The organism is Sphingobacterium sp. UBA2610 (assembly GCF_002339225.1).
GTDB lineage: Bacteria > Bacteroidota > Bacteroidia > Sphingobacteriales > Sphingobacteriaceae > Sphingobacterium > Sphingobacterium multivorum.
The window spans coordinates 212277-237865 of the sequence record NZ_DDKA01000034.1 but is presented as its reverse complement, the minus strand read 5'-3'; the positions used below and the strand labels follow the sequence as shown (position 1 = coordinate 237865).

Genomic DNA, 25589 nt, shown 5'->3' with positions numbered 1-25589 from the left:
TCAACCTCAGTCGATTAGCTTATTTTATTTAGAATAATCTGATTCAGATTATAAAATTTCAGTTACTTGACCAGCACCTACTGTACGACCACCCTCACGGATAGCGAAACGTAGACCTTTTTCCATTGCAATAGCAGAAATTAATTTCACGCTGATTGTAACGTTATCACCTGGCATAACCATTTCAGTACCTTCTGGTAAAGAGATCTCTCCAGTTACGTCAGTTGTACGGAAATAGAATTGAGGACGGTATTTGTTGAAGAATGGAGTGTGACGACCACCTTCAGCTTTTGACAATACGTAAACCTCAGCTTTGAAATGATCGTGAGGAGTTACTGAACCTGGTTTACAGATAACCATACCACGTTTGATATCAGTTTTCTCAATACCACGTAACAATAAACCTACGTTATCACCAGCCTCACCGTAATCTAAGATTTTACGGAACATCTCAACACCTGTTACTGTAGATTTCAAGTTCTCAGCACCCATACCTAAGATCTCAACTGGATCACCAGAGTTGATTACACCTCTTTCGATACGACCTGTAGCAACTGTACCACGACCTGTGATCGAGAATACGTCTTCAACTGGCATCAAGAAAGGTAAGTCAGTCAAACGTGGAGGAATTGGAATGTAGTTATCTACAGCATCCATTAATTCCATGATTTTCTCAACCCACTCAGGCTCACCGTTCAATGCACCTAAAGCAGAACCTTTGATTACAGGGATATCATCACCAGGGAATTCGTAGAATGATAATAACTCACGAACTTCCATTTCAACTAAGTCTAACAACTCAGGGTCATCAACTAAGTCAGTTTTGTTCATGAATACTACTAACGCAGGAACACCTACTTGGCGAGCCAACAAGATGTGCTCACGAGTTTGAGGCATAGGACCATCAGTCGCAGCAACTACGATGATAGCACCGTCCATTTGAGCAGCACCAGTTACCATGTTCTTAACGTAGTCAGCGTGACCTGGACAGTCAACGTGTGCATAGTGACGGTTAGCTGTAGAATATTCTACGTGTGCAGTATTGATTGTGATACCACGCTCTTTTTCTTCAGGAGCAGAGTCAATTGAATCAAATGAACGAGCTTCTGACAAACCTTTATCAGCCAATACTTTAGTGATAGCAGCTGTAGTTGTAGTTTTACCGTGGTCAACGTGACCGATAGTACCAATGTTTAAGTGTGGTTTACTACGGTCAAATTTCTCTTTTGCCATGTTTATGCGAATTAGTAATTATAAATTATTTCTATTTGTTATATACTCTTGCTTAACTTTTACACAAGTACGAGCCAAAGATGGGATTTGAACCCACGACCTCTTCCTTACCAAGGAAGTGCTCTACCCCTGAGCTACTTCGGCTTACTAAAAAACCTTATTTACGTATTAATGCCCCCACCTTTAGATACATTATTATCAAAGAAGATAGAGACTAAATTTAATACTTGAAAAATTTGAGCGGAAGACGAGGTTCGAACTCGCGACCTATAGCTTGGAAGGCTATCGCTCTACCAACTGAGCTACTTCCGCTTAATAATTAGAAACTAGAGTAAATCTAACACCCTAATTAAAATAAAGTGTGGAGGGAGAAGGATTCGAACCTTCGAAGCCGAAGCAACGGATTTACAGTCCGTCCCATTTGACCGCTCTGGAACCCCTCCAGACCTGTAACTTTCGTTACATTTAGAGCCTCTTATCGGAATCGAACCAATGACCTACTGATTACAAGTCAGTTGCTCTACCAGCTGAGCTAAAGAGGCTTCTAATATCTTTATTTAAACTTACATTCTATCAACGTCTGACCAAGTATTTCTACCTTTTCAGCGAGTGCAAATATCGAATTTACTTTTGATTTCTGCAAGTTTATTTTTTATTTTTTTTCATTTAAAGAACTAAGCAAACTTTCGTTGTTTTGAACCGTTGTTCCCTTGTTTGCTGATGCAAAGATAGACACAAAACTCACTTTACAAAAATATTTGTCAAAAAAAAAAGACAGTTTTTGGCAATTATACTGATATGCAGCACAATAATTTTTGATTGCATATTTACCTGTTTTGGTTATTTGGCTAATATACTATCTTTGGGCATGCAAATTTTACCGCAATCACTTTCAAAACTTACCCGATACTCCGTACTATTTACGGTACTTTTAATGGGATCGGCTGAATTGAAAGCTCAAAATATTATTCAAAAATTGAGTAAAAAATTTCTTTCCTCCGAAAGAGATTCTACACGTTCAGGTAGTTTTATGGTTTTACCGGCCGTTGGTTATGCGCAGGAAACTGGAGTTGAATACGGCCTGGCGAGCGCTTATAATTTTTATCTGGACAAATCTGATCCCAAAATCCGCACCTCCACTGTCATGGTGATGGGAACCTTTACATCCAATAGTCAGTCCAACTTCAAACTGCAGACCGATCTTTGGACTAGAAACAACGACTACCATCTGATTAGTGAAATACGCTACCGTAATTGGCCCTTTAACTATTATGGCGTCGGTATGGACACTTGGAAAGCCGATGAAGAACGCATTGATCAAAAATTATTTCGCGTCAAACTCGAAGCGGAGAAAAAAATCAGCAACAACCTGTATTCGGGTATCAACATTCAATACGATAACTTCACCATTCGTAGCGACAGTGCCGATCGCATTTTCAATCATTCCGATCTTATTGGAAAGCATGGCGGACAACAGCTACTCATAGGTCTTTCGCAATTGTTTGACAATAGGGACAACGTTTCTTATACAACAAAGGGGTATTATGCTAAATTGCGGCTGGCCTATGCTCCAAAGTTATGGACAAGTACTGATTTTACGGGGGCAAACCTCGATGTAGATCTCCGTGGCTTTATTCCCCTGCACAACCAAGTCACGCTGGCCCTGCAAGGAATCTTTCGTTCCACATTTGGAAAAACCGTCCCATTTTACAACTACCGTGAGCTCGGTGGAGACATGATGATGCGCGGTTATTACCTCGGACGTTACCGGGACAAGAATTATCTTGCCTCACAGGCTGAACTGCGTTATCGCTTTCATCCACGCTTTGGCATCGCTGGATTTTCAGGACTCGGATCGACCTTTTCCAAGGAAAATAGCAGTCGATATGTCGCAAGTTATGGTGGTGGTTTACGCTACTTCTTTAGTCTCGAACACAATAGCAGCATACGCTTTGATTATTCTTTTGGTGAACAAAGACCCGGAGAAAAACGACAGTCGGGTTTCTATCTGTCCCTAAGTGAAGCTTTTTAATAAACAAGAGCATCCGTATATGTGTGGATGCTCTTGTTTATTCTTGCCTAATGACATCCACCTTTTCCTTTTTCCCCTCCTCTCCAATTCCCTCAACTTCAGCTAAAATAGTTGATGCCCAACGGAACGCGGTAGATGACTGACCATCGACAGTCAAAAAGAGGTCGGAACAGAAGGCTAGATCGGAACAGAAGGCTAGATCGGAACAGAAGGCTAAAATCGAATCAGAAAATTCTCTTTTCGCTGTCCTTTTCTAAAGTAAACCAACCCAATTCGGTATAGATCTATCGTAACTACACTATGATCATCCTCCTTCAGCCTATTCCAATAGGCTTCCCTTTTCACTGATAAATGGGGCTCGTTTATAATTAATAGATCTCGATCCCCAACATTTCCCAAAAAATTCAGGTCAAGATCGTCCTGGTCAATATAATAAATATGTCGGTACGCATAACGTCCACATCGGTCGTGCAAAAGACTCCTATAACTTTCGCGCGGCTGATCGGCCCAATAGCTAAAATTGTCGTAAGCAAATGTCCTTAATAATCGATCGATTAATGCATACTTTTTCTGTTCTACCTTGCTCTCGTTTTGAATAGTTTGTGGTAATTCTGAAACGCTCCCTTTGGATGTCTTTTGATAAATTACTTCGTCTACCAATTTATAAACAAAAGGAGAATGGGTCCCATGGCGACTATGGGATACAAAATAATGTCGCCAATACTTAAGCATGTAGTTCATTTCGCTGCAAACATCGCTAAATTTTATGATTTTTCACATGGAACATTAGGTTTTAGTTTGCGGGAATGATCCCCCTAAAACTGGAGAATAAAAACACTTCCTTCTCCTTCCGTACTATTGAGGAAAATAGTTCCCTTGTGCAAAAGCATAATCTGTTTGCTCAGGGTAAGGCCGACCCCTGTACCCGTCTTCTTCGTTGTAAAAAATGGTGTAAAGATCTGCTCCTGAAGATCAGCAGGAATTCCTGCCCCGTTATCTTCAATCCGAATCTGCACCTTTCCGTCTACTTCAAGAGCAGATAAACTAATATAGGCTTCTTCCCTATTTTTAACCGCATCTATTGCATTCAACATTAAGTTGATAATAACTTGCTCGATCAAATTGACATCGGCAGATAAGATTAGCCGTGTATTTTTCAGAATAATATCGACATCAATATTTTTCTGGATCAAGGTTGGTTCAAGCAGCTGATAGATATGCTCAAATAACTGCGAAATTTGGATCGGCGCTAGCTGAGGCTGATCGACCTTATTGATCATACGATAACTCTTCGCAAAATGTAAAAGTCCTTCGCTACGACGTTTGATGGTGGAAATACCTGTTTTTAGATCATCAATATCTTCAGCTCCTTTAAAATGGTCCAAACGACCGTTTAAGGTTTCAGCAAGTGAGCTGATCGGAGCGATGGAATTCATGATTTCATGTGTCAGTACACGTAATAATTTATGCCATGCCTTTGTCTCAGTCTCATCAATTGCTTCGTTGATATTTTGGTACACCACAATGCGAAACAAAGCTTCCTGTGTCTCAAAGCTTGAGCTCTGAATCAATAATTTTATTTTTCCTTTACTTGACTGAACGGACTCCATCTGCTGCTGTCCATTTTCAAGCAACATGGTTTTTTCATAAAGATCATTGTTTTTTTTCTTCAATCCAGTGATGTTTCCAAGATGTGGCAAATGAAATAGCTGTTTGAAAGCTTCATTTACCCACATGACTTTACCACTATCCATCTCATAAAAGATAATCGCCGAATTCAGCATATTGATCACACGATCCAGGTATTGGTGCTGAATCTCCTGCTTGATGCTGATCTCCTTATAAGTCTCGTTGATCTGATTAAAGGCCATAAAAAGCTGCCCTTCCACTGACTTTGTATTTTTCACCAAGAAGCGTCTGGTAAAGTCGCGGTATTTGACCGCTTCGGAAAATTCAATCAGCTGCCTGGCCAAAAAATTATACTGTGCATATAGGTTAAAACCCAGGTATAGCATCATACAAAAGATCAAAGCCGCCTGTACATATTCTCTTTTAAGTAGCAAATAAGCGCTCACAAGTGCTGCTACCAGCAGTAAGATAACCTTGATTGCATTTAAGATTTTTCCGTGCCTCATCGACTAAATATCATATTTCTCCAAACGTCTATAAAGTGCCGCCCTGGTAAGCCCTAATTCTTTTGCGGCTTTACTGATATTTCCGTTATAACGTTCAATCGCCGATTTGATTGCTTTACGTTCCAATTCTTCCAGATTTTGACTGCTGGGACTGGATTCGACAACGCGGTTATCTATTTGTTGTTCTATTGGCGAGAAAAAGAGGTCATTTCCAGCTATACTGAGCTGATCAGCCATAATAACAGCACGCTCGATGCTGTATTGGAGTTCTCGGACGTTGCCGGGAAAATGATACGCACACATTTTTTTAACCGCATCCGGTTCAAAGCCTTCAATCCGCTTATTGTATTTCTTCGAATAGATATCGAGAAAATGATTAGCCAATAGCTTGATATCCTCTCCTCGTTCACGCAATGGCGGTACCTGAATTTCAACGGTATTGATCCGATAAATTAAGTCTTTTCGAAAACGGCTTTCATCTGCGAGCTGTTTCAACGGCACATTGGTTGCTGAGATTAAGCGAATATCCACCGGGATTGGTTGATAGGAACCCAACGGTGTAACCTGTCTATTCTGCAGTACGGTTAACAGTTTGGCTTGTTGCTGCAAAGAGATATTGCCAATTTCGTCGAGGAACAATGTCCCTCCATTTGCCGCTTCAAATCGCCCTTGACGGTCTTCACGTGCATCTGTAAATGCGCCCTTCTTATAACCGAAAAGCTCACTTTCAAATAACGTTTCTGTCAACGCCCCGACATCAACCTTAACATAAGTCCGATCTGAACGTAAGGATCTTCGCTGAATGGCTTGAGCAATCAGGTCTTTCCCGGTCCCATTTTCACCTAATATTAATATATTCGCATCTGTGGGGGCAATTTTCTCCAATTTATATTGCAATTCGTCCATAACAATGGAATTACCAATCAAATCAGGACTGCTTCCACTACTGAGCAAGGAACTTTTACTTTTCTTTTCTTTATTTTTTGATTCGGCAAGCGCGCTTTCTATCGTTGCCAATAATTGCTCATTTTCCCAAGGTTTCACGACAAAATCCGATGCTCCCTGTTTCAGCGATTTCACAGCGAGATCAACAGCTCCATAAGCGGTAATCATAATGACATGTACCTGTGGAAACTTTTCTTTGATCCGGGACAACCAGTATAATCCCTCATTACCGGTATTAATCGTACTTTTAAAATTCATATCTAAAAGCACCAGATCATAAGGTGTCTTCTCCAGATGTGCTATTAGATTCTCCGGATTGGGTTCAACTTGAATATGACTAACTTTAGGTTTAAGCAAGATTCTTGCCGCAGTTAATAAGTCCTGGTCATCATCAACGACTAAAATAGATGCTTTTTTCATACTTCCTGACTTCATTGAAGATACTAAGATAACTATAAATTCAACGAGCCTGCGTAATAATCATTGATATATTTTTGCAGCAGCCATTCATACTGTTTGACGACCAATTGAATCTGGCTGTTATCGAATTTATTTTTTGCGGTCAAAAAAATCACTGAATTACTGTTTCCCAATTCGAAAACTACCTTGGCAATACGAAAAGATTCCGCGTAGTTTTCATTTTGACTACGTAATTGTGTAATCATGTTACTTGCATTCTGCAAGTTAAAAACCGCATTGGACGTCGCCGACCGCAAAACATTTTGTTGGATCTCCTTTTGAAATCTAGCCGTCTGCAGATCTAATTTTGCTAAGCGGACGTTGTTATAAACTTGCAAATGATTAAAAATCGGAACAGAAAGATTGAGAGAAATATACTTTCCTACGTTATTACGCATTTGTGACCAATACGTTCCCTGAATCCCCAATTTAGAATAATTTGACCCTAAACCAGCGCTCAGACTCAATGACGGATAATAGTATGATTTTGCAATCTTAATATCCCGCTCCGCCACTTTGATCCGATAATCCAGCGCCTGTATATCGGGCAATTGATCAACGGCCATTTCATAGAGCTGTTTCGCATCCAGTCGTTGCCCGCTCTCTTTTATTCCGAGGTTATCCAATTCGCCCAATTGATTTTCATCCATATTTAGTAAGGCAGCAAGCTTCACGCGGCTACTGTATAGTAACTGACGATTATTTTCAATCGTGTTGACATCATTTGCCAGTTGTCCTTTCAGATCAAAGTAATCCCCAGGATTAATTGCACCTTCCTTATGCATACTCTCCGCACGTCTGACCTGTTCTCGGGTTACTTCAGTCTGCATTTCTGATTGCCGCAATATATCCTGAGCAGTTAAGCTTTGGATATAAGCGGTAATAACGTCCAGTTTTAACGCATTAATCTGCGTATCAAAAGTCAATTTACCCGCTGTCTTTGCATCAGCACGCATCCTGATATCGTGAAATAAACGGAACCCTCTAAATATTGGAAGGCTTGCGCCCAAAGAAAAATTTCCTGTTGAGTTGTTGGATGAAATATATTGAAGGGTCGAATTATCCTGAGATCTTCCTGATGTTAGGCTATGTTGTAGGCTTGCATCAACATCGGGAAGCCTATTCGCTTTAGCCTGTGCTAAATTCACCTCCGCACGCCTCACATCGAGTTCATTCTGCAATAAGGTTGGATTGGCCTTTATTGCCAACTGAATACACTCAGCTAAGCTCCGCTTGGTAATTTGTTTATCGTCGACCGCTGCAATTGTTGCTGTCCCAGCCACTCTTTCCGTTAATCGCTGCTCCGTCTGTTGCGCCCCTGCCTTGGCATAACTCAATAAAAAGCATAATGTACTATATATATAGACTCTCTTCATATCCAGTTTTTATTTTCTTGCTGACCATCGCCATGCCAAACAACAAAAACACTAACTATCAAATAGATACAAAAAACATATTTTCAAAAATGTTCATTAATGAACAGTCGGTGTGCGTAGTTGGACAATAGCAAAGACAAACTGTATAAATAGCAGAATAATTCAAATCAAGTTCGATAGTTATTCTTCCATTCAATGGATATAAGTCGGTACTTCTTCGGTTTTTCTTCGGTTGTGACCGAAGAAGCACCGAAGAAGTACCGAACAAGCTCCGAGTAAATAACGAAAGTAATATAGTTAAATCCTAAATTTTAACAGACCATTTTTACAAACCTTTAGGACCTATCGGTCAATATAGCGACCTACCCCTTACCTAATTTACCCAACCAGGGTAACCTTTGCCCCACCGGAACTAATGTGCTTCACGGCAGTTAGCTTATATTTGCTAAAAGTGCTTCAGTTGACGCCCAAAACAGCAAAAAACTTCCAGTTGTACGCCTTCGTACAAGAAGTGTCCGCTATCGAACACCAAGCTTAAAACTAAACAAAATAAGGATCTATCAATCAATAGTTTACATTCTTGGCACAGCTTTCATAGTTACATACAAAATTGATATTAAATTATGGACAGACCTTTAGAAAAGAAGAAGTGGAATAGCAAACGTATCATGACTATTGTGGGGGTTGCTGGCTTAGTTGGATTGATCAGCGCCAGTTTCTATTTTACCTCCGGCAAAAGCAAACTGAATGTTGAAGCTGACCGCATCTCTATTGTCGAAATAAAAAATGGAAACTTTCAAGAATTTATCCCGATAAATGGCACCGTGCTTCCTATTAGTAGTATATACCTCGATGCTTCTGTTGGCGGACGCGTCGAAGAAAAATTTGTAGAAGACGGAGCTATCTTAAAAAAAGGGGATGCAATCATGCGTCTTTCCAATACCGATCAGGAGCTTACCCTGGTACAACAAGAAACGCAAGTGCTCAATCTATTGACACAGTCACAAATTGCGCAGACCAATGCACAACAAGCATCAATTAACAACCGCAACCAAATGGCTGATGTAGAACAGGCCTATCGGGAAGCGGAGCGGATCTATAATCTAAACAGAAAATTACTTAACGAAAAAGCCATTGGTACACAAGAGTTCGAAAAATCAAAGAACGAATACAACTATCAAAAAGAACGGGTCAACTTGACCAAACAGATCCTGAAACAGGACGAAATCTCCAATGCACAAAAAACCAATCAGGACAAACAAACTTACCAACGCACGCAGAGTGCATTGGAACTGATGAAAAGGAAAATTGGCGACTTGATTGTTAGGGCACCTGTTGACGGGCAATTGACCGCCTTCGATGCAGAGATCGGGCAAAATAAAAACGCCGGGGAACGATTGGGACAAATCGACGTCTTAACAGGATTCAAAGTGCGTGCTGACATCGATGAACATTATATCAACCGTATTTTCCCAGATCTACAAGGGGAGTTTTCTATCGGTGAAAAAACCTACAAACTCCGTATCAAGAAAGTCTATACACAAGTCACCAATGGCCGATTCCAGGTTGACATGGAGTTTATCAATGATGTTCCCAAAGGGATCCGCCGTGGACAGACTTTACAAATACGTTTGGCATTAAGCGATGAAACCAAAGCGTTATTGCTGGCAAAAGGCGGTTTTTATCAACAGACCGGTGGTAACTGGATCTTCAAATTGGATAAAAATGGAAGTACAGCATATCGTGTCGATATCCAATTAGGAAGACAAAATCCGGAATATTATGAGGTTATCAAAGGTCTACAACCGGGCGATAAGGTTATCGTATCGAGCTATGAGACCTACGATAAGGTGCAAGAGCTAAATATTAAAAAGTAACATCCTAGCGGTTATCGAGCACATCATATCTCTCGATAACCGCTTTTATCATACGACTTAATTATGATTAAAAACTTTATTAAAACCGCACTTCGCAACCTTTGGAAAACCAAGGGGTACAGCTTTCTTAATATTTTTGGATTGGCGGTCGGTATCGCTGCGGCATCGTTGATTTTTTTATGGGTTGAAAGCCAGTTGGGCTACAACGATAATTTCGCCAACAAAAAGAATATCTATGTTGTCAAATCAAAACAGACTTACGATGGTGCTACTTATGTATTCGAATCGACACCTGGACCATTTGCCCAAAGCGTAGCAAAAGAAATACCCGGTATTAAGCATGCCGTTCGCATGAGCTGGAATTCGCCCATGTTATTTTCTGTAGGAGACAATAATATATTTCAGACAGGGGTATATGCCGATGGCTCCATTGCAGATGTGCTTTCCTTGGATTTTTTGGAGGGTGATCGAAATACCGCCTTCGATCAGGTCCACAATATCGTGTTATCAGAAACAGCTGCCCATAAATTATTTGGTAACCGCCCGGCATTGGGAAAAACCGTCAAAACAAACAATACTGAGCCATTTATTGTTGCAGGGGTAATCAAGGACCTACCCAAAAATAGCAGCTATGATTTTCAATGGCTGATTCCTTTCAAAAAGTTTGAAGCTGGTCAGGATTGGTTGGAAAACTGGGGAAACAATGGCGTACAAACATTGGTTCAGGTCGAAGATAATGCCAATGTTGACCAGATCAACAAACAGATGATGGATTTTGTCAAACGCAAAACCAATGGTGAGGTCACGTTCTCACAAAATTACCTCTATCCAATGGAACGTTGGATTACGTACAACCAATTTGACAATAGCGGAAATGAAATAGAAGGCGGTATTAAAAATATACGTCTATTTACCTTTATTGCTTGGGTTGTTCTATTAATTGCCTGCATCAATTTTATGAATCTCGCAACAGCAAGGTCAGAAAAAAGAGCAAAAGAAGTGGGTATGCGTAAAGTTGTTGGCGCAAGCCGCAAATCTTTAGTGACGCAATTCCTAGGGGAATCGCTCGTATTGGCAACCATCTCTTCCTTGGTAGCCTTGTTGCTGATTTACATCTTAATCGGTCCTTTCAATGAAATGATAGGCCAAGAGCTGAAGGTTAATTTATCGGCACCTTTACACCTCCTTTTTCTGTTGGTAATTACCCTTGCCTGTGGCCTATTTGCAGGTAGCTATCCCGCATTTTTCCTATCCGCATTCAAACCACTAACGACAATTAAAGGTGCGAAGCAAAAAGCTGGAAGCGGAAGTCTTGTACGCAAAGGATTGGTGATTTTACAATATACGGAATCCGTCGTTTTGATTATCTGTACCATTATTATCTACCAACAGATTCAGCACAACAAGAACAGGGATCTCGGATTTGATAAGAGTCAGGTGTTGACAACAGCGCTACAAGGCGATATGGCCAAACATCTCCCACTGATTAAAAATCAATTATTGGCAACAGGAGTTGTGCAAGAGGTCGGTGTCAGTGATATGAGTATACTCAATATCAACTCCAATACGTCCGGTTTTAGCTGGGATGGAAAAGATCCAAATGCTAGTATTTTGATTGGCATGTTACGTTCTGATGAAGGTCTTATTCCAGCTTTGGATCTAAAGCTTTCTGACGGTAGAAACTTCCATCAAAATTTTGTAGGTGATAGCACCTCGGTTATCATCAACGAAGCATTTGCAAAACTGATCAAAAAAGATGGCCTTGTGGCCGGTAGTATCATCAGTTACGGTGAGGAAAAGTTCACCATCGCCGGTGTCGTCAAGAACTTCGTTTATAACAATGTGTATGCCGATCCTGAGCCGATGCTATTTCTACCGATGAATAGAGATAATGGCATCATGACCATCAAGACAAAGGCTGGAGTAGATTTACCAGATGCCATTCAACAAATCGAGAAGGTCATCGTCAAAAATAACCCGGGCTTCCCCTTTGACTATAAATTTTTAGATGATAGTTTCAATAATAAGTTTAAAGCTGAGCTTTTTGTACAGCAACTATCCAGTGTATTTGCACTGATGTCTATCATTATATCCTGCCTAGGCCTGTTTGGTTTAGCCGCCTTTGCAACAGAGCAACGCGCAAAAGAAATCAGTATTCGTAAAGTCCTGGGGGCCTCTGTTTCGGGACTTATCCAAATGCTCAACCGTGAATTTGTTACGCTTATAGCGATCTCCTGTATCATTGCCTTTCCTATTGCATGGATGATTATGAGCAAATGGTTAACCAACTATGCACATCATGTAGAGATTTCCTGGACCATCTTTGTCATCAGTGCTGTAGCAGCAATTGTAATTGCCCTACTGACGATCAGTTCACAGGCATTTAAAGCAGCGATAGCCAATCCGACGAAGACTTTAAGAGATCAATAAACAATTAAATAAACAGAATTTAATAACAGAAATAATAACTGTCCAAGGCAATATCGCCAAGGATCCAAAACATAAAAACCATGAGCACAAAAAATATGATCAAGATCACAAACCTTCAAAAGTATTACCGCACTGAAGAAGTTGAAACCGTCGCATTAAACAACCTAAACATTCATGTCAAAGAGGGCGAGTTTGTTGCTGTAATGGGTCCTTCGGGCTGTGGAAAATCGACTTTACTCAATATTATCGGATTGCTGGATGATTTGGATGAAGGAAGCTATCTGTTCAACGAGATTGAAGTTGCCAAATTCAAAGAACGTGGTCGCTCAGATCTCCGCAAACATAACATTGGTTTTGTATTCCAGAGCTTCAATCTAATCGATGAACTAACAGTATTTGAAAACGTGGAACTTCCACTGGTTTATACCAATGTTCCAGCTGCAGAACGCAAAAAGCGTGTAGAAGAAGTTTTGGAAAAAGTCCAGATCATGCACCGCCGAAATCACTTTCCACAACAGCTCTCCGGAGGTCAGCAACAACGTGTGGCCGTTGCTCGCGCTGTCGTGAATAATCCAAAATTGATTCTTGCCGATGAGCCTACAGGTAACCTCGATTCCAATAATGGTAACGAAGTCATGCAACTCCTGACTGAATTGAACGAAGCCGGCACAACCATCGTCATGGTAACACATAGTGAACACGATGCAAAGTTTTCTGACCGTGTAATCCGCATGCTAGACGGGCAAGTGATTATGGAAACAACTTCGGTATAAAGACACACATATATAACCAAGATATTTATCCTAATAACCTGTAAATGATGAGCACGATTAAATTAATTTTCAGACAACTATGGCGTAACCGTCTTTTCACATTTTTAAATGTATTTGGGCTTGCCATCGGAATAAGTGCCTGTTGGCTTATTTTCCGTATCGTCAATTATGAATTTAGTTTTGATCAGCATCATCCGAAAAGTGAGCAGATTTACAAGGTCCATACCTCCTATGAAGAAAAGGATAAATTAGATCATTTCGATGGTGTTCCCGCACCATTACCGGCATATATTAAGGAAAACTTTGTTAGTGTTGAACTGACTGTACCCATCTTTAAACAATACTTCGAACGTGTCAGTAATATTGGCGACACGCAGAAAATAGAGTTTGAAGATCAACCCGATATCATCGGTACCACGGGAGACTATTTCAAAATGACACCTTATGTTTGGTTAGCTGGCGACCAAAGGAATATACTAAAAAATAGCCATGAAGTCATCCTGACAGAATCGCGGGCTAAATTGTATTTCCCAAACAGGTCAATAGACCAAATCATAGGACAGACTTTGTCCTATGATAGTACATTATACAATGTCACCGGCATTGTAAAAGATCTAGCCCATCCAAGCAGCTTTTTGGGTAAAGAATTTATCCAGATTCCAGAAAAGGAATGGAATAGCACAAACTGGAACAATTCAAATTCAAATTGGCAGCTCTTTATTAAGGTAAAATCATCGGCTTCCCTTCCTAACCTCATAAAGACAGCCGATAAAAAGGCCTATGAGATGACGCATGCCGAATTTGACAAGTTTGGGTTTAAAATGCATGTAAACACAGTACCTTTAAAAGACTTACATTTTACTTCTTACGCGCAAAATAATGTTAATAAGAAAATAATGTATGGCCTAATCGGCATAGGTATATTTTTGCTTCTACTCGCCTGTGTCAATTACATCAATCTCGCTACCGCCCAAATCCCACAACGCGCTAAAGAGATTGGTATCAGAAAGACATTAGGAGAAAGCCAGAAAAGAATTACAAAGTCCTTTTTGTTGGAAACATTTTGCATTACGGCTTTTTCGGTACTTTTATCATGGCCTTTACTTATTCTCATTCAAACAGTTTTAGCCTCCTATATCCCCGATCAGCTCAAGTTGTATCCCGATCCGTGGGGAGTATCGCTATTTTTAGCAACACTTACAATCACGATTACCTTAATTTCCTCGGGTTACCCGATTTTACTAACAAACAAAGTCAAGATTGTTGAAGTCATTAAAATCTCAAATGCGCAAAGTCTCAAATTTGGCAATCTTTCTTTTCGGAAAATGCTCATTATATTTCAATTTTTGATTGCTCAGCTATTTGTTATTTCAACTTGCATCATTGGTCTACAGTTGAAACATGCGCTACAGAATAACTCCGGCTTCGATAAGGATGCGATTATTACCCTACGTTTCCCGAGTAAAAGCTACCAGGACAGTAATGTTGATCCTTTTGTTTTTAAGCAAGCGATTAAGCACATCACAGGTGTAGAGCAGGCTTCCTTGGGGCATCTGCCCATGAGTAACGATCATTGGGGAAATGCCTTGTTTGCGAAAAGTGATACGGGACAGGTACAAGCTGATGTACAAATGAAATTTGTCGACCAAGATAACTTTAAGCTCTATAATTTTAAAATGCTTGCTGGCCGCCCGCTGCAGTTGGCCGATACGAGCACTGGCATCGTGTTAAACTTAGCCACCGTTCAAAAGTTAGGCTTTAAATCTGCTGAAAATGCTGTAGGTAGCTTTGTCACGTACACAGACAAACAGCGGCAGATTGTGGGTGTAACCGACAATTTTCACACAAAAAATCTCCATGCAGCCATTCAACCTGTTGTCATGCTGAGCTCTATTAAAAAATGGGAATTAAACAGACTAAGCGTCAAACTCAATAGTAATTCAACTACCTGGACGGAAACTTTAAAACAGATTGAGAAAGAATGGAAAAAATATTATCCAAAAGCCCCATTCAAATATGATTTCTATGATCAGCAAATCAAAGAACTCTATAGCAGTGATCTAAAATTCTCGAAGATTATCAATCTATTTACATCGACGACAATTCTCATCAGCTGCCTGGGATTGATCGGTCTGGTTACCATCACCACGGTACAACGTACCAAAGAAATTGGTATTCGAAAAGTATTGGGAAGCACGGTATTGGGGATTATTGGATTATTATCAAAAGATTATATCAAACTTATACTCATTTCTATTTTGATTGCTACCCCAATTGCTTGGTGGGCGATGCACAAATGGTTGGATGATTTTGCGTATAAAATAGAGCTATCCTGGTGGATGTTTATTATTCCGGCTGCCGCAACCTTACTTATTGCATTTTTTACGATTAGCTACCAATCCATAAAAGCGGCACGTGCAAATCCAGTACATAGTTTAAGAGATGAATAAGATGATAAAGAAGCTCATTAATGAACAATACAACTAACACCTGTCCCTATGATAAAGAATTATTTAATAACCGCAATTAGAGAATTAAGGAAAAGAAAATTCTATACCGCTATCAATATATTAGGTCTGTCGGTCAGTCTTACTGCAGCGATATTAATTATTTTTTGGGTACAGGATGAACAGAGCTTTGATAAATTTCACCCAAACTATGAGGCAATATATACCGTAAATTCCCATTTGGATCCAGAACATAACGGCGCAATTTGGGGCATAACTCCCGGCCCTATAGGCAACTATGCCAAAAATGCACCCGACGTAGAATTTGCAACGCGCGTTTCACAGGATTATAATGTTACCTTGGTCAACGATAAGCTGAAACGCCCTGTAACGGATATGAGTATCTATTATGTTGATGGCAGTTTTTTTAATATGTTTCATTTTCCCTTACAAGAGGGCTCGCTTGTAGGTTTTCAGGAAAATTATAAACAGGCACTGGTCACAGCATCAACAGCAGAAAAACTCTTTAGCAGCCAGCAGGCCATTGGAAAGACCTTCCGTTATGGTGCAGATCTGTTCACCGTAGCCGGTATCTTAAAAGATGTTCCACAAAATTCCTCGATGCAATTCAATGTGATCATTCCATTAGGTTATCATGCACAACGGTTTACAAATTGGGGCGGTAATGGAAAATGGAAAACAATCGATGAAGACTTAGGCAATTACAGCTTCGCTACCTACGTCAAAGTAAAACCAACGGCTTCTCCTACCCTCATTGGAAAATTTATCTCGGAGAATTATACCAAAGCCCGCGATGGTGAAAATTCAACCATCTTTGTTTTAGATCCTTTAAAAACCATGCACTTAATCGCCCCGGACGGCAATAAATCGACACTTCGCATGGTGCAAATTTTTGGGATCATTGCAATCTTATTATTGGTTATTGGTGCAGTAAATTATGTCAATTTGAGTACTGCACGGGCATTGGACCGGGCCAAAGATGTTGGCATCCGAAAGATAATCGGTGCTAATCGTCTCCATCTATTCTTACAGTTTATCACCGAAACGGTTGTTGTATTCTTTTGCTCGCTCGTAATAGCTTTCATTCTTATCCTTGTACTTCATACTGGATACAATCAAATTGCACAAAAATCAATCAGCTACTCCTTCCAAAACAGTACAATATGGATATATATAGGTGTTGCGATTATCGGCACACTAGGCTTATCCAGTATATATCCTGCGATACAACTTTCCTCATTCAATCCCATTCATTCGTTAAAAGGAAAATCAGTTAAAGGAGTTTCCTCAACGACCATGCGTAAAATATTGGTGGTTTTTCAATTTACACTTTCTGTAACACTGATTGTATGCACCTTGGTTATCCGCAATCAACTGGATTTTATCCAAAAGATCAACCTCGGATACGACCGAGATCATGTCATTACACTTGGTCTTCCTGAGGAGGCCTACAAACATATGGACGCCATACAGACCGAACTCAAAAATAACGACGCAATACAAGGAGTCTCTCTTTCAAGTGTTTACAACATGACGGATTTCGGAAATGCCACGGGCGATATAGATTGGCCTGGCAAATCCAAAGACAACAAGCTAATCGTAGCGCAAGCCAAAATTGACAAGGATTTTATTCCGTTAATGAATATACAGTTCGTTGAGGGGAAAAATTTCACAGGCCTGCCAGCGGATTCTTCCGGATATATTATCAACGAGACCTTAGCAAAACAAATGGGGTTAAAGCCGCCATATGTGGGATCCAATATGAGTTTCCACGATTTCCCTGGACAAATTATCGGTGTGGTGAAAGATTTTCACTTCAAATCCATCAAAGATAAAATAGGTCCAATGGTCTTCTGGACGCGCTGGGGATCGGGCACGCTTTATGTAAAAACAAGTACCACAAAAGCCGCTGAGGCTATCAAAGCCTTAGAGAAGGTTTATAACCGCTATCCATCAGACGCTCCTTTCAAATATACTTTCATTGATCAACAATTTGATAGTCTATACAAATCCGAACAGCGTACAGGTTTGTTGTTCAATGTTTTTGCAGGTATTGCCATTTTTATATCTGCTTTAGGTCTGTTTGCATTGGCAACTCACGAAGCGCAAATGCGTATAAAAGAAATCGGCATCCGTAAAGTTCTTGGAGCTAGCACCTTTGGTGTCGTCCGGCTATTGGGAAAAAATTTCGTGCTACTCGTTTCCATTTCCATTCTGATAGCCTGTCCCATAGCGGTTTACCTGATGAAACAATGGTTAAGCAATTTTGCATATAAAACAGATCTAGAGCTGCAAACATTTGTCTTCGGTGGTATTTTGGCCTTGCTGATCGCCATTGTTACCGTCAGCTACCAGGCTGTTCGGGCAGCTTTATCCAATCCCGTAGATAGTTTAAGGGACGAATAAAAACGAATATAAGAAAGTGGATGATTGGCATGTATACACTGGCACTTAAGAAATAAAGCTATGATCAAGAATTATATAAAAATAGCCTGGCGCAATATCCAGAAAAACAGAGGATACTCGACCATCAATATCATTGGCCTTGCAATAGGTTTGGCCTGTTGCCTATTGATCGCAATTTATGTTCAGAACGAACTTTCCTACGATAAATATCACGTAAACAAAGAGCGGATTTACCGCATCGTACACGACTATAAAGATGTTAGCAGCACAGAGCAGCATCAAATCTGGGGCAATGGACCTATTGGTGAAGCTATCAAAGCAGACTTTCCAGAAATCGAGAAAGTTGTTCAATTCTCGGGTCAAACATCTATCCTGCTCAAACAGGGCGATAAAAGATTCCAGGAGGAAAATGTATTTTTCATGGACTCCACTGCATTTGATGTCTTCAGTTGGAAGGTTTTGGCCGGCGATCCTCATACAGCTTTAAAAAACGCCTATTCTGTTGTATTAACAGAAAGTACCGCAAAGAAATATTTCGGAGATCAAAATCCCATTGGCAAGACGCTGGAGGGAGGTTTAGCTGCGGGCCGTGCTGACGCAGGTCTATATACTGTAACGGCAGTAATGGCCGATGTACCTGCTAATTCACACTTTACGTTCGATGCATTGCTCTCGATGAGTACATTCCGAAAAGCACGGCCAGACGTATTTAATAAAGAAGGCTGGGATTATGTAGACTTCTACACATACTTTCTCGCTTCAAAAGACTTTGATCCTGTAAAGTTCGACCAGAAAATACCGGAGTTTCTCAAGCGGCATCTCCCAACAAATGAAAACCCAAATGCAAAATACAATTTCCATATCGAGCCACTTCTGCAAGCTTACATGCACTCGTCTGCAGATCGTCAACCCGGTACCAATGGAAGCTATCAGAATTTATACATATTCAGCATTATTGGCGGATTCATCTTACTGATCGCCTGTGTGAACTTTATGAATCTGGCTACATCAAGGTCAATGGAAAGAGCAAAGGAAGTAGGCGTACGAAAAACCATAGGAGCAAGCAAAAGCAATCTGATCTTTCAGTTTATGTCTGAATCATTGGTTCTTGTATTCGTCAGTAGTATTTTGGCTATACTGCTCGTTATGGCCTTTCTCCCCTTTTTGGAAGCATTCTCGGGCAAACACCTCAATTATTCATCCCTGAAAAATGGGACGACCTGGGCAATATTCCTATTCACTACCATTTTTACGGGACTTCTTGCCGCCAGCTATCCCGCGTTGATTCTAGCAAATTTCAAACCGATTGCAGTACTTAAAGGAAGTTATAGCAACAGCAAAGGTGGTACATTATTACGTCGCGTATTAGTTGTTTTCCAATTTTGCCTTTCTATTGCGCTCATTGCAGGTACAGTCGTCGTCTTTTCTCAACTAGATCAATTACAGCACCGAGATCTTGGATTTCAAAAAGATCAACGGCTTGTGATAGATTATAATTTCGATGATAAGGTAAACAATAACCTGGAAGCGATAAAATCTACACTAGCAAAAGATAAAGATGTTTTGTCTGTCACTGCATCACGTACGGTACCGGGAACATTTTTTCCAAATGCAGGAACAGAAATCATGTCAGCAAACGGAACGATGAGTCAATTCGCTCCTTTCTTATATGAAGTCGATGTTGACTTTATTCCTAATATTGGTCTGCAAATGGCCGCAGGACGTGCCTATTCCAGAGATTTCCCAGCGGATACGGCCCATTCACTTGTTATCAATGAATCTGCTGCAAAACAATGGGGCTATTCAAATCCACAAGATATTATTGGCAAACAATTTCGTCAATGGGGAAGAGAAGGAACGGTTATCGGTGTAGTGAAAGATTTCAATTACCTTTCTTTACACCGTAAGATTGAGCCTTTAGCTTTGCGACTTGAACCAAGCAGCAGCCGGTATTTAACCTTGAATATCCAACATGTAAACCAGCCTGAGACCGTTGCCAGAATCGGCAAGCTGTGGAATGAACTTGTACCAAACCGTCCATTTTTATATAGCTTTCTCGACGACAATTTCAATCGACAATATGAAGCGGATTTTAATTTTAGAAGACTTTTTACAGCCTTCTCCGGACTGGCACTTTTTATTGCCTGTTTAGGTTTATTGGGACTTGTTACGTATACAGCCCAACAGCGTACCAAAGAAATCGGTGTACGGAAAGTTCTCGGTGCATCCATCTATAATTTAATCCTCCTGCTCTCTTCCGACTTCATCAAGTTATTGGCTGTAGCGCTCCTCATCGCGACACCGCTATCTTGGATGGCGATGAAAAAATGGCTTGACAACTTTGCATACCATATTGAACCACAATGGTGGATGTTTGTCTTTGCTGGTTTTGCTACAATCACTATCGCATTAGTAACGGTGAGTTTTCAAACACTCAAGGCTGCCAAGGCAAATCCTGTAGATAGTTTAAGAGACGAATAACAATATAATTTAATCCCATCACGATATTCCAGCTATGAACAACCTCCTATTAAAATCGGCAATTCGACAACTTTGGAAGAATAAACTATTCTCCCTATTAAATATTATTGGACTAGCCATCGGTATTACGTCATGTTGGGTCATATTTAAGATTGTCAATTATGAGTATAGTTTTGAATCTGGAGTTCCTCAGCTTGAACGAACCTATAGGATCATTTCTCAGTTTAAAAATGATGGCAAGGATAATTACAATGGGGGATTGGCCAAGCCGTTTTATCAGGCCATCCGAAAAGAAATTCCGGGCGTGGAACTGGTCGCTCCAGCATTCAGAAATTATCAAATGGAATCTGTCACAATCAACAAGGGACAAAAAAATCAAAAACTTGTCGAGGACTTTGATGAGGCTGAAGGCAATGTGACGGAGACTACCAGCGACTACTTCAAGCTCGTTGGCTACAAATGGTTAGCAGGTTCACCAGAGAAAGCATTTTCAACTGCCAACGACATCGTATTGACAAAAAAAAGGGCAGCCATTTATTTCCCAAACCAGGCTGTCCAGGGCTTAATCGGTAAAACCATCTTTTATAACGACAGTATACCCAAAACAGTAACTGGCATTGTTGATGACCTTGGCTTCAACACGGAGTTCAATGGCACAGAATTCGTCTTGCTTAAAGAAGAAGTCTACCCACTGAATGTCTGGACGAATACCAATGGTACTGACAGACTTTATATCCGATTAAAAGATGGTGTAAAAGACCTTCCAATCCAGGCAGCTATCAATAAGATCGGACAAAAAAAATGGCAGGAATTCAGCCAGGAAAAAAAACCGAAGTTTGACTACAACCGTAAGGTCGTAGTCATGCCACTAAAAGATTCCCATTTTGCAGTACACATAAAAGAATGGTACGCCGAAAGAACAAGCAAAACCGTTATTTATGGGTTAATTGCCGTAGCTGCTTTTCTGATGCTTTTGGCCTGTATCAACTATATCAATCTTAGTACGGCACAAATACCAGCGCGGAGTAAAGATATTGGTGTCCGTAAAACATTGGGAAGTAGTCAGGGAAAATTGGTTAGCCAAATTATTTTTGAATCGCTTTTAACCATTGCTATTGCACTTGTTTGTTCGGTCTTTCTGACGAAACTGGCCTTTTTCTATTTTCAGGAAATGATTCCGGAAAAAGTAAAGGATTTTACAAGTTCGACGACATCCATGCTGTTTATCGCAATTTTACTGACCGTAACGACTTTAATTTCCTCGGCATATCCTTCTTGGTTAATTAAAAAGGTACAGCCTGTCAACTTATTTCGTGCCGGCAAGCAGTTCCAAATCGGAAAAACACAAATCAACCTTCGGAAAACATTGATTGTATTCCAATTCTTTATTGCTCAATTTTTTACGGTTTCAGCACTCATTATCGGCCAACAACTCTCCTATACCCTCAACAAAGATATGGGATTCGACAAAGATGCTGTTGTTACCTTCGATCTACCTTCCAAGCTCATCAACAAATTTTATGAGGAAAAACTGGATCAAAGTAAGAAACAAACACTCCTACATGAGATCCAAAAAATAAAAGGTGTTTCGGCAGCGTCAATCGGCAGCAAGCCCTTATCAAATAATTATTCATCATCTTGGTTTCATCGACAAGACCCTACGTTAAAAGAGAAAATTTCATCCGATATTTTCTTTAAAAATGCGGATGCGAATTATATCGCTGTCTATGATATGAAGTTAATTGCGGGCACCAATCTACCACAATCCGAGACTGTCAATGCTTATATTATTAATGAATCTGCTGTCAAGGCGTTCGGTTTCAATTCGCCTCAAGATGCTATTGGGAAGTCAATTGGTCAAGAAGACAGTACCTTCCCGATCGTTGGCGTTATTAAAGATTTTCATGCCCAGGAATTCTATAAAGAGATCACACCTTTGGCTTTGCGCAGTTTTAGCCGTGGTGCCTATACCTTCAATATAAAACTATCGGGAAACAGCAAAGAATGGAAAACCAGTATTGAAGCGATCAACAAAGTATATACGCAGTTTTTTCCGGAACTCCCCATAGAAATAAAGTTCTACGATGAAACGATTGCGTCACTCTATCAAAAAGAGCAAAATCTGGCCAAATTAATTAACGTGAGTACAATTGTTGCTGTTTTGATCGGTTGTTTGGGCCTCTTTGGGCTGATTACCCTTGCGGCTTTCCAACGCAGCAAAGAGATCGGTATCCGTAAAGTTTTGGGTGCAAGTATTCCAAGTATCTTTCATTTATTGGCTAAAAACTTTGTACAGCTTATTTTAATCAGCATTCTTATTGCCGCACCCTTGACCTGGTGGACCTGTAGCAAGTGGCTGGAAGATTTTTACTACCGCATCGATCTTACGGCAACACCTTTTCTATTAGGCGCTGGGCTAGCACTATCTGCGGCGGTACTGACCATTAGTTTTCAATCGATCAAGGCTGCTATCCAAAACCCCGTAAATAGCTTACGGGACGAATAGCAACACTAGAATATCAAATTGGGGTTAACAAAAAACGAAATAACAATGATTAGAAATTCACTTAAAACAGCCTATCGTTTTTTAAAAAAACATAAGTTGATCACGTTTATCAATATCACTAGTCTCGCGATTGGCATTACGGCGACGCTGGTTATTTTCTTAATGATCCAATACGACTACAGTTTTGATAAACACGTTCCAAATCAAGGACAGGTCTATCGTGTTGTCAATAATGGTGAATTTAAAAATGCCGGTGTTTACGTACCATTGGTTCGTACCATGGAATCGGAATTACCGAACTTAGAAGCAGTAGCCCCCATTTATCGAAGCCATATTCCCAAACTAAAAGTTTCAACCGCGACGGATAAATTCCAAACTTTTCCAAAAGAGCAAAAGATGGCTTTTACCAACAGTCAATACTTCGATATTTTCCCTTCGAAATGGTTGGCTGGAAGTCCTAAGGCTTTGAATTCATCCGGAAATATTATCCTTACACAGAAAACACTAGAAAAGTTTTATGGAAAAGAACTGCCTGCAAATGTAATTGGCAAAACCATCATCTATGCAGATAGTATCCCACTTCAGGTCGCTGGTGTAATCGAAAATCCACAACATAATTCGGATTTTAATTTTGATAGTTTCATCGCTGATGCGACCATCGTCCAAGACAACAACCTAAAGAAGATGTATAGTTGGGAAGCTTGGAACAGCATCTCTGATTCACATCAGGTACTCATCAAGACAAAAGCACACAGCAATCCGCGTCTTCTGGAACGGAATATTGCTAATCTCCTTAAAAAATACAAATACAAAGAAGGTGAAAAAATCAACGATAAACTTGAATTACAAGCCTTATCTGATGTTCATTTCGACACGCGATTTAATTATGAAGCGACTCATCCAGAAGCACTTCGCAACCTCATTTTACTGGCATTCTTCCTGTTAGCCCTAGGGGCGGTAAATTTTATCAATTTATCCACAGCACAATCCATCGAAAGAGCTAAAGAAGTGGGTATTCGCAAGACATTGGGTAGCTCTAAGGCAACATTAATTAAACAATTCTTACTAGAGACATTTCTGATTACCTTATCGGCGACAATACTCGCGGTTTTATTGCTTCCTTTGTTCTTACATGTTTTTGAAGGATTTATTCCCAAAAACTTAAGTTTAGACCGTTTAGACAAAACCGTTATTCTTTTATTCTTATTCGGGCAGCTTATCGTGGTCACCATTCTTGCGGGGTTTTATCCAGCTTGGGTATTGACAGGATACGCTCCTGTATTGGCACTCAAAAACCAGCTTGGAAAAAACACCAATCTTTCCCGAAGCGTATGGGTCCGCAAAGCACTGACTATTTTCCAATTTGTCTTAGCTCAGGCTTTTCTGATTTGTGTACTCGTTGTCGTGCGGCAGATCAATTACGTCTCCCATCGAGACATGGGTTTTCAGAAAGACGCGATCGTCAACATCAATATTCCTGGAGCTTTCCAAAATTCTACAAAAGGTCTCGTGCTTAAAAATGAGCTCAAAAAATTGCCGGATATCAAAGCGATTAGTTTTGGGAACATTGCACCCGCGATGAACGGCTGGATGACCACAGGAATCACTTATGATCAGTCGCCAACAAAGGAATCGCTAACATTCGATAGCCGCTCAGGTGATGAAAATTATTTGGAAGTCTATCAAATTCCACTTCTGGCAGGAAGGAATATACGTTTACTGGATTCAACCAGTGAAATGCTGATCAATAGAAAAGGACTTGAGCTACTGCATATCAAAGATCCCCAGGATGCCATTGGTAAAACTTTCGAAAATGGGCAGAATATCATCGTTGGTGTAATGGAGGATTTTGATCTAGCCTCTGCCCGACAGGCGGTTAAACCAGTCTTGTATACAGGCAGTAAGGAAGGATACGTACTCCATATTGCATTGGACCAATCGCATCCCGAAAACTGGAAAAATACCATTGATAAAATAACGGCTAATTATAAATCGGTCTTTCCAGACGACGAACTGGATCTGAAATTTTTGGATGATGTCGTCCAAAATTTCTACACCCAAGAAAAACAGCTTTCTAAGCTTCTATCATGGGCAGTAGGGCTTTCAATCCTGATTGCTGGCCTAGGTTTATTTGGATTAGCCATATTTACGGCAAATCAACGCACAAAGGAAATTGGAATCCGTAAAGTATTGGGGGCATCTGTTTTCCAGATAACCTTTCTACTGCTTCGGAATTTGCTATCATTGGTTGCAATAGCCTGTCTAGTAGCCTTTCCAATTGCTTATTATTTTATGCAGAGCTGGCTCAATGAATTTGTTTATCGAACCACGATAAGTCCCTGGATTTTTGGACTGTCTGCACTGGGCTTGATTGCATTTGCAAGTCTTGTATTATCAACCAAAAGTGTCTTTGCAGCAAAAGCAAATCCGATCAATAGTCTAAGGGATGAATAAATCAGCGGGTAAAA

Annotated in this window: 14 protein-coding genes and 4 tRNA genes; 9 read left to right on the top strand and 9 right to left on the bottom strand. The window is 40.3% G+C overall.

Annotated elements, in window-relative coordinates; genetic code table 11:
* Positions 1–48: 48 nt before the first annotated feature.
* The 5 genes from tuf to B4Z47_RS24005 form a co-directional block, all read right to left on the bottom strand.
* Entirely contained in the window at positions 49–1233 is a 1185-nt protein-coding gene (tuf, locus tag B4Z47_RS24025; RefSeq protein WP_070566283.1) for an elongation factor Tu, read from the bottom strand.
* Positions 1234–1305: 72 nt separating this feature from the next.
* Positions 1306–1377: transfer RNA gene (locus tag B4Z47_RS24020), tRNA-Thr, on the bottom strand.
* A gap of 95 nt (positions 1378–1472) precedes the next feature.
* A tRNA-Gly gene (locus B4Z47_RS24015) sits at positions 1473–1545 on the bottom strand.
* Between the two features lie 50 nt (positions 1546–1595).
* Positions 1596–1676, bottom strand: a tRNA-Tyr gene (locus tag B4Z47_RS24010).
* A 26-nt stretch (positions 1677–1702) separates the two neighbouring features.
* Positions 1703–1775: transfer RNA gene (locus tag B4Z47_RS24005), tRNA-Thr, on the bottom strand.
* 326 nt (positions 1776–2101) lie between these two features.
* On the opposite strand from B4Z47_RS24005, the gene B4Z47_RS24000 reads away from it, so the two are divergent.
* Complete coding sequence (locus B4Z47_RS24000) at positions 2102–3265, top strand: BamA/TamA family outer membrane protein (protein ID WP_070566280.1); 1164 nt, start codon at positions 2102–2104, stop codon at positions 3263–3265.
* Positions 3266–3478: 213 nt separating this feature from the next.
* Here B4Z47_RS24000 and B4Z47_RS23995 read toward each other — a convergent pair whose 3' ends face one another.
* The 4 genes from B4Z47_RS23995 to B4Z47_RS23980 form a co-directional block, all read right to left on the bottom strand.
* Positions 3479–3997, bottom strand: a complete 519-nt coding sequence (locus tag B4Z47_RS23995; protein ID WP_115047353.1) for a hypothetical protein — start codon at positions 3995–3997, stop codon at positions 3479–3481.
* 83 nt (positions 3998–4080) lie between these two features.
* Positions 4081–5400: a sensor histidine kinase gene (locus B4Z47_RS23990; protein WP_070566275.1), complete on the bottom strand. Its 1320-nt coding sequence runs from the start codon at positions 5398–5400 to the stop codon at positions 4081–4083.
* Positions 5401–5403: 3 nt separating this feature from the next.
* A complete protein-coding gene (locus tag B4Z47_RS23985) occupies positions 5404–6765 on the bottom strand; it encodes a sigma-54-dependent transcriptional regulator (RefSeq protein ID WP_286728093.1) in 1362 nt (453 codons plus the stop codon).
* A gap of 32 nt (positions 6766–6797) precedes the next feature.
* On the bottom strand, positions 6798–8180 hold the full coding sequence (locus B4Z47_RS23980) for a TolC family protein (protein ID WP_158638948.1): 1383 nt from the start codon (positions 8178–8180) through the stop codon (positions 6798–6800).
* A gap of 623 nt (positions 8181–8803) precedes the next feature.
* Between B4Z47_RS23980 and B4Z47_RS23975 the strand changes: the two genes are divergently transcribed.
* The 8 genes from B4Z47_RS23975 to B4Z47_RS23940 all read left to right on the top strand — a co-directional run bounded on the left by B4Z47_RS23975 (position 8804) and on the right by B4Z47_RS23940 (position 25575).
* Positions 8804–10057 carry an efflux RND transporter periplasmic adaptor subunit gene (locus B4Z47_RS23975; protein ID WP_112373733.1) on the top strand — a complete coding sequence of 418 codons (1254 nt, stop codon included), beginning with the start codon at positions 8804–8806 and terminating at the stop codon, positions 10055–10057.
* 63 nt (positions 10058–10120) lie between these two features.
* Positions 10121–12487, top strand: coding sequence for an ABC transporter permease (locus B4Z47_RS23970; RefSeq protein WP_286728092.1), 2367 nt, complete (start codon positions 10121–10123; stop codon positions 12485–12487).
* A gap of 95 nt (positions 12488–12582) precedes the next feature.
* Positions 12583–13260 carry an ABC transporter ATP-binding protein gene (locus tag B4Z47_RS23965; protein WP_046672289.1) on the top strand — a complete coding sequence of 226 codons (678 nt, stop codon included), beginning with the start codon at positions 12583–12585 and terminating at the stop codon, positions 13258–13260.
* 44 nt (positions 13261–13304) lie between these two features.
* Complete coding sequence (locus tag B4Z47_RS23960) at positions 13305–15710, top strand: ABC transporter permease (RefSeq protein WP_286728091.1); 2406 nt, start codon at positions 13305–13307, stop codon at positions 15708–15710.
* A gap of 48 nt (positions 15711–15758) precedes the next feature.
* Positions 15759–18134, top strand: coding sequence for an ABC transporter permease (locus B4Z47_RS23955; RefSeq protein WP_286728090.1), 2376 nt, complete (start codon positions 15759–15761; stop codon positions 18132–18134).
* Positions 18135–18194: 60 nt separating this feature from the next.
* Positions 18195–20615 (top strand): ABC transporter permease, encoded by a 2421-nt coding sequence (locus B4Z47_RS23950; RefSeq protein WP_070566262.1) that lies wholly within the window; start codon positions 18195–18197, stop codon positions 20613–20615.
* Positions 20616–20649: 34 nt separating this feature from the next.
* On the top strand, positions 20650–23121 hold the full coding sequence (locus tag B4Z47_RS23945) for an ABC transporter permease (protein WP_286728089.1): 2472 nt from the start codon (positions 20650–20652) through the stop codon (positions 23119–23121).
* 45 nt (positions 23122–23166) lie between these two features.
* Positions 23167–25575, top strand: coding sequence for an ABC transporter permease (locus tag B4Z47_RS23940; protein ID WP_286728087.1), 2409 nt, complete (start codon positions 23167–23169; stop codon positions 25573–25575).
* Positions 25576–25589: the final 14 nt, after the last annotated feature.

What these genes read in the sequence shown, in the direction of transcription:
- tuf (WP_070566283.1), bottom strand. Translation starts at nt 1,233, where the DNA reads ATGGCAAAAGAGAAATTTGACCGTAGTAAACCACACTTAAACATTGGT.
- B4Z47_RS24000 (WP_070566280.1), top strand. Translation starts at nt 2,102, where the DNA reads ATGCAAATTTTACCGCAATCACTTTCAAAACTTACCCGATACTCCGTA.
- B4Z47_RS23995 (WP_115047353.1), bottom strand. Translation starts at nt 3,997, where the DNA reads ATGCTTAAGTATTGGCGACATTATTTTGTATCCCATAGTCGCCATGGG.
- B4Z47_RS23990 (WP_070566275.1), bottom strand. Translation starts at nt 5,400, where the DNA reads ATGAGGCACGGAAAAATCTTAAATGCAATCAAGGTTATCTTACTGCTG.
- B4Z47_RS23985 (WP_286728093.1), bottom strand. Translation starts at nt 6,765, where the DNA reads ATGAAAAAAGCATCTATTTTAGTCGTTGATGATGACCAGGACTTATTA.
- B4Z47_RS23980 (WP_158638948.1), bottom strand. Translation starts at nt 8,180, where the DNA reads ATGAAGAGAGTCTATATATATAGTACATTATGCTTTTTATTGAGTTAT.
- B4Z47_RS23975 (WP_112373733.1), top strand. Translation starts at nt 8,804, where the DNA reads ATGGACAGACCTTTAGAAAAGAAGAAGTGGAATAGCAAACGTATCATG.
- B4Z47_RS23970 (WP_286728092.1), top strand. Translation starts at nt 10,121, where the DNA reads ATGATTAAAAACTTTATTAAAACCGCACTTCGCAACCTTTGGAAAACC.
- B4Z47_RS23965 (WP_046672289.1), top strand. Translation starts at nt 12,583, where the DNA reads ATGATCAAGATCACAAACCTTCAAAAGTATTACCGCACTGAAGAAGTT.
- B4Z47_RS23960 (WP_286728091.1), top strand. Translation starts at nt 13,305, where the DNA reads ATGATGAGCACGATTAAATTAATTTTCAGACAACTATGGCGTAACCGT.
- B4Z47_RS23955 (WP_286728090.1), top strand. Translation starts at nt 15,759, where the DNA reads ATGATAAAGAATTATTTAATAACCGCAATTAGAGAATTAAGGAAAAGA.
- B4Z47_RS23950 (WP_070566262.1), top strand. Translation starts at nt 18,195, where the DNA reads ATGATCAAGAATTATATAAAAATAGCCTGGCGCAATATCCAGAAAAAC.
- B4Z47_RS23945 (WP_286728089.1), top strand. Translation starts at nt 20,650, where the DNA reads ATGAACAACCTCCTATTAAAATCGGCAATTCGACAACTTTGGAAGAAT.
- B4Z47_RS23940 (WP_286728087.1), top strand. Translation starts at nt 23,167, where the DNA reads ATGATTAGAAATTCACTTAAAACAGCCTATCGTTTTTTAAAAAAACAT.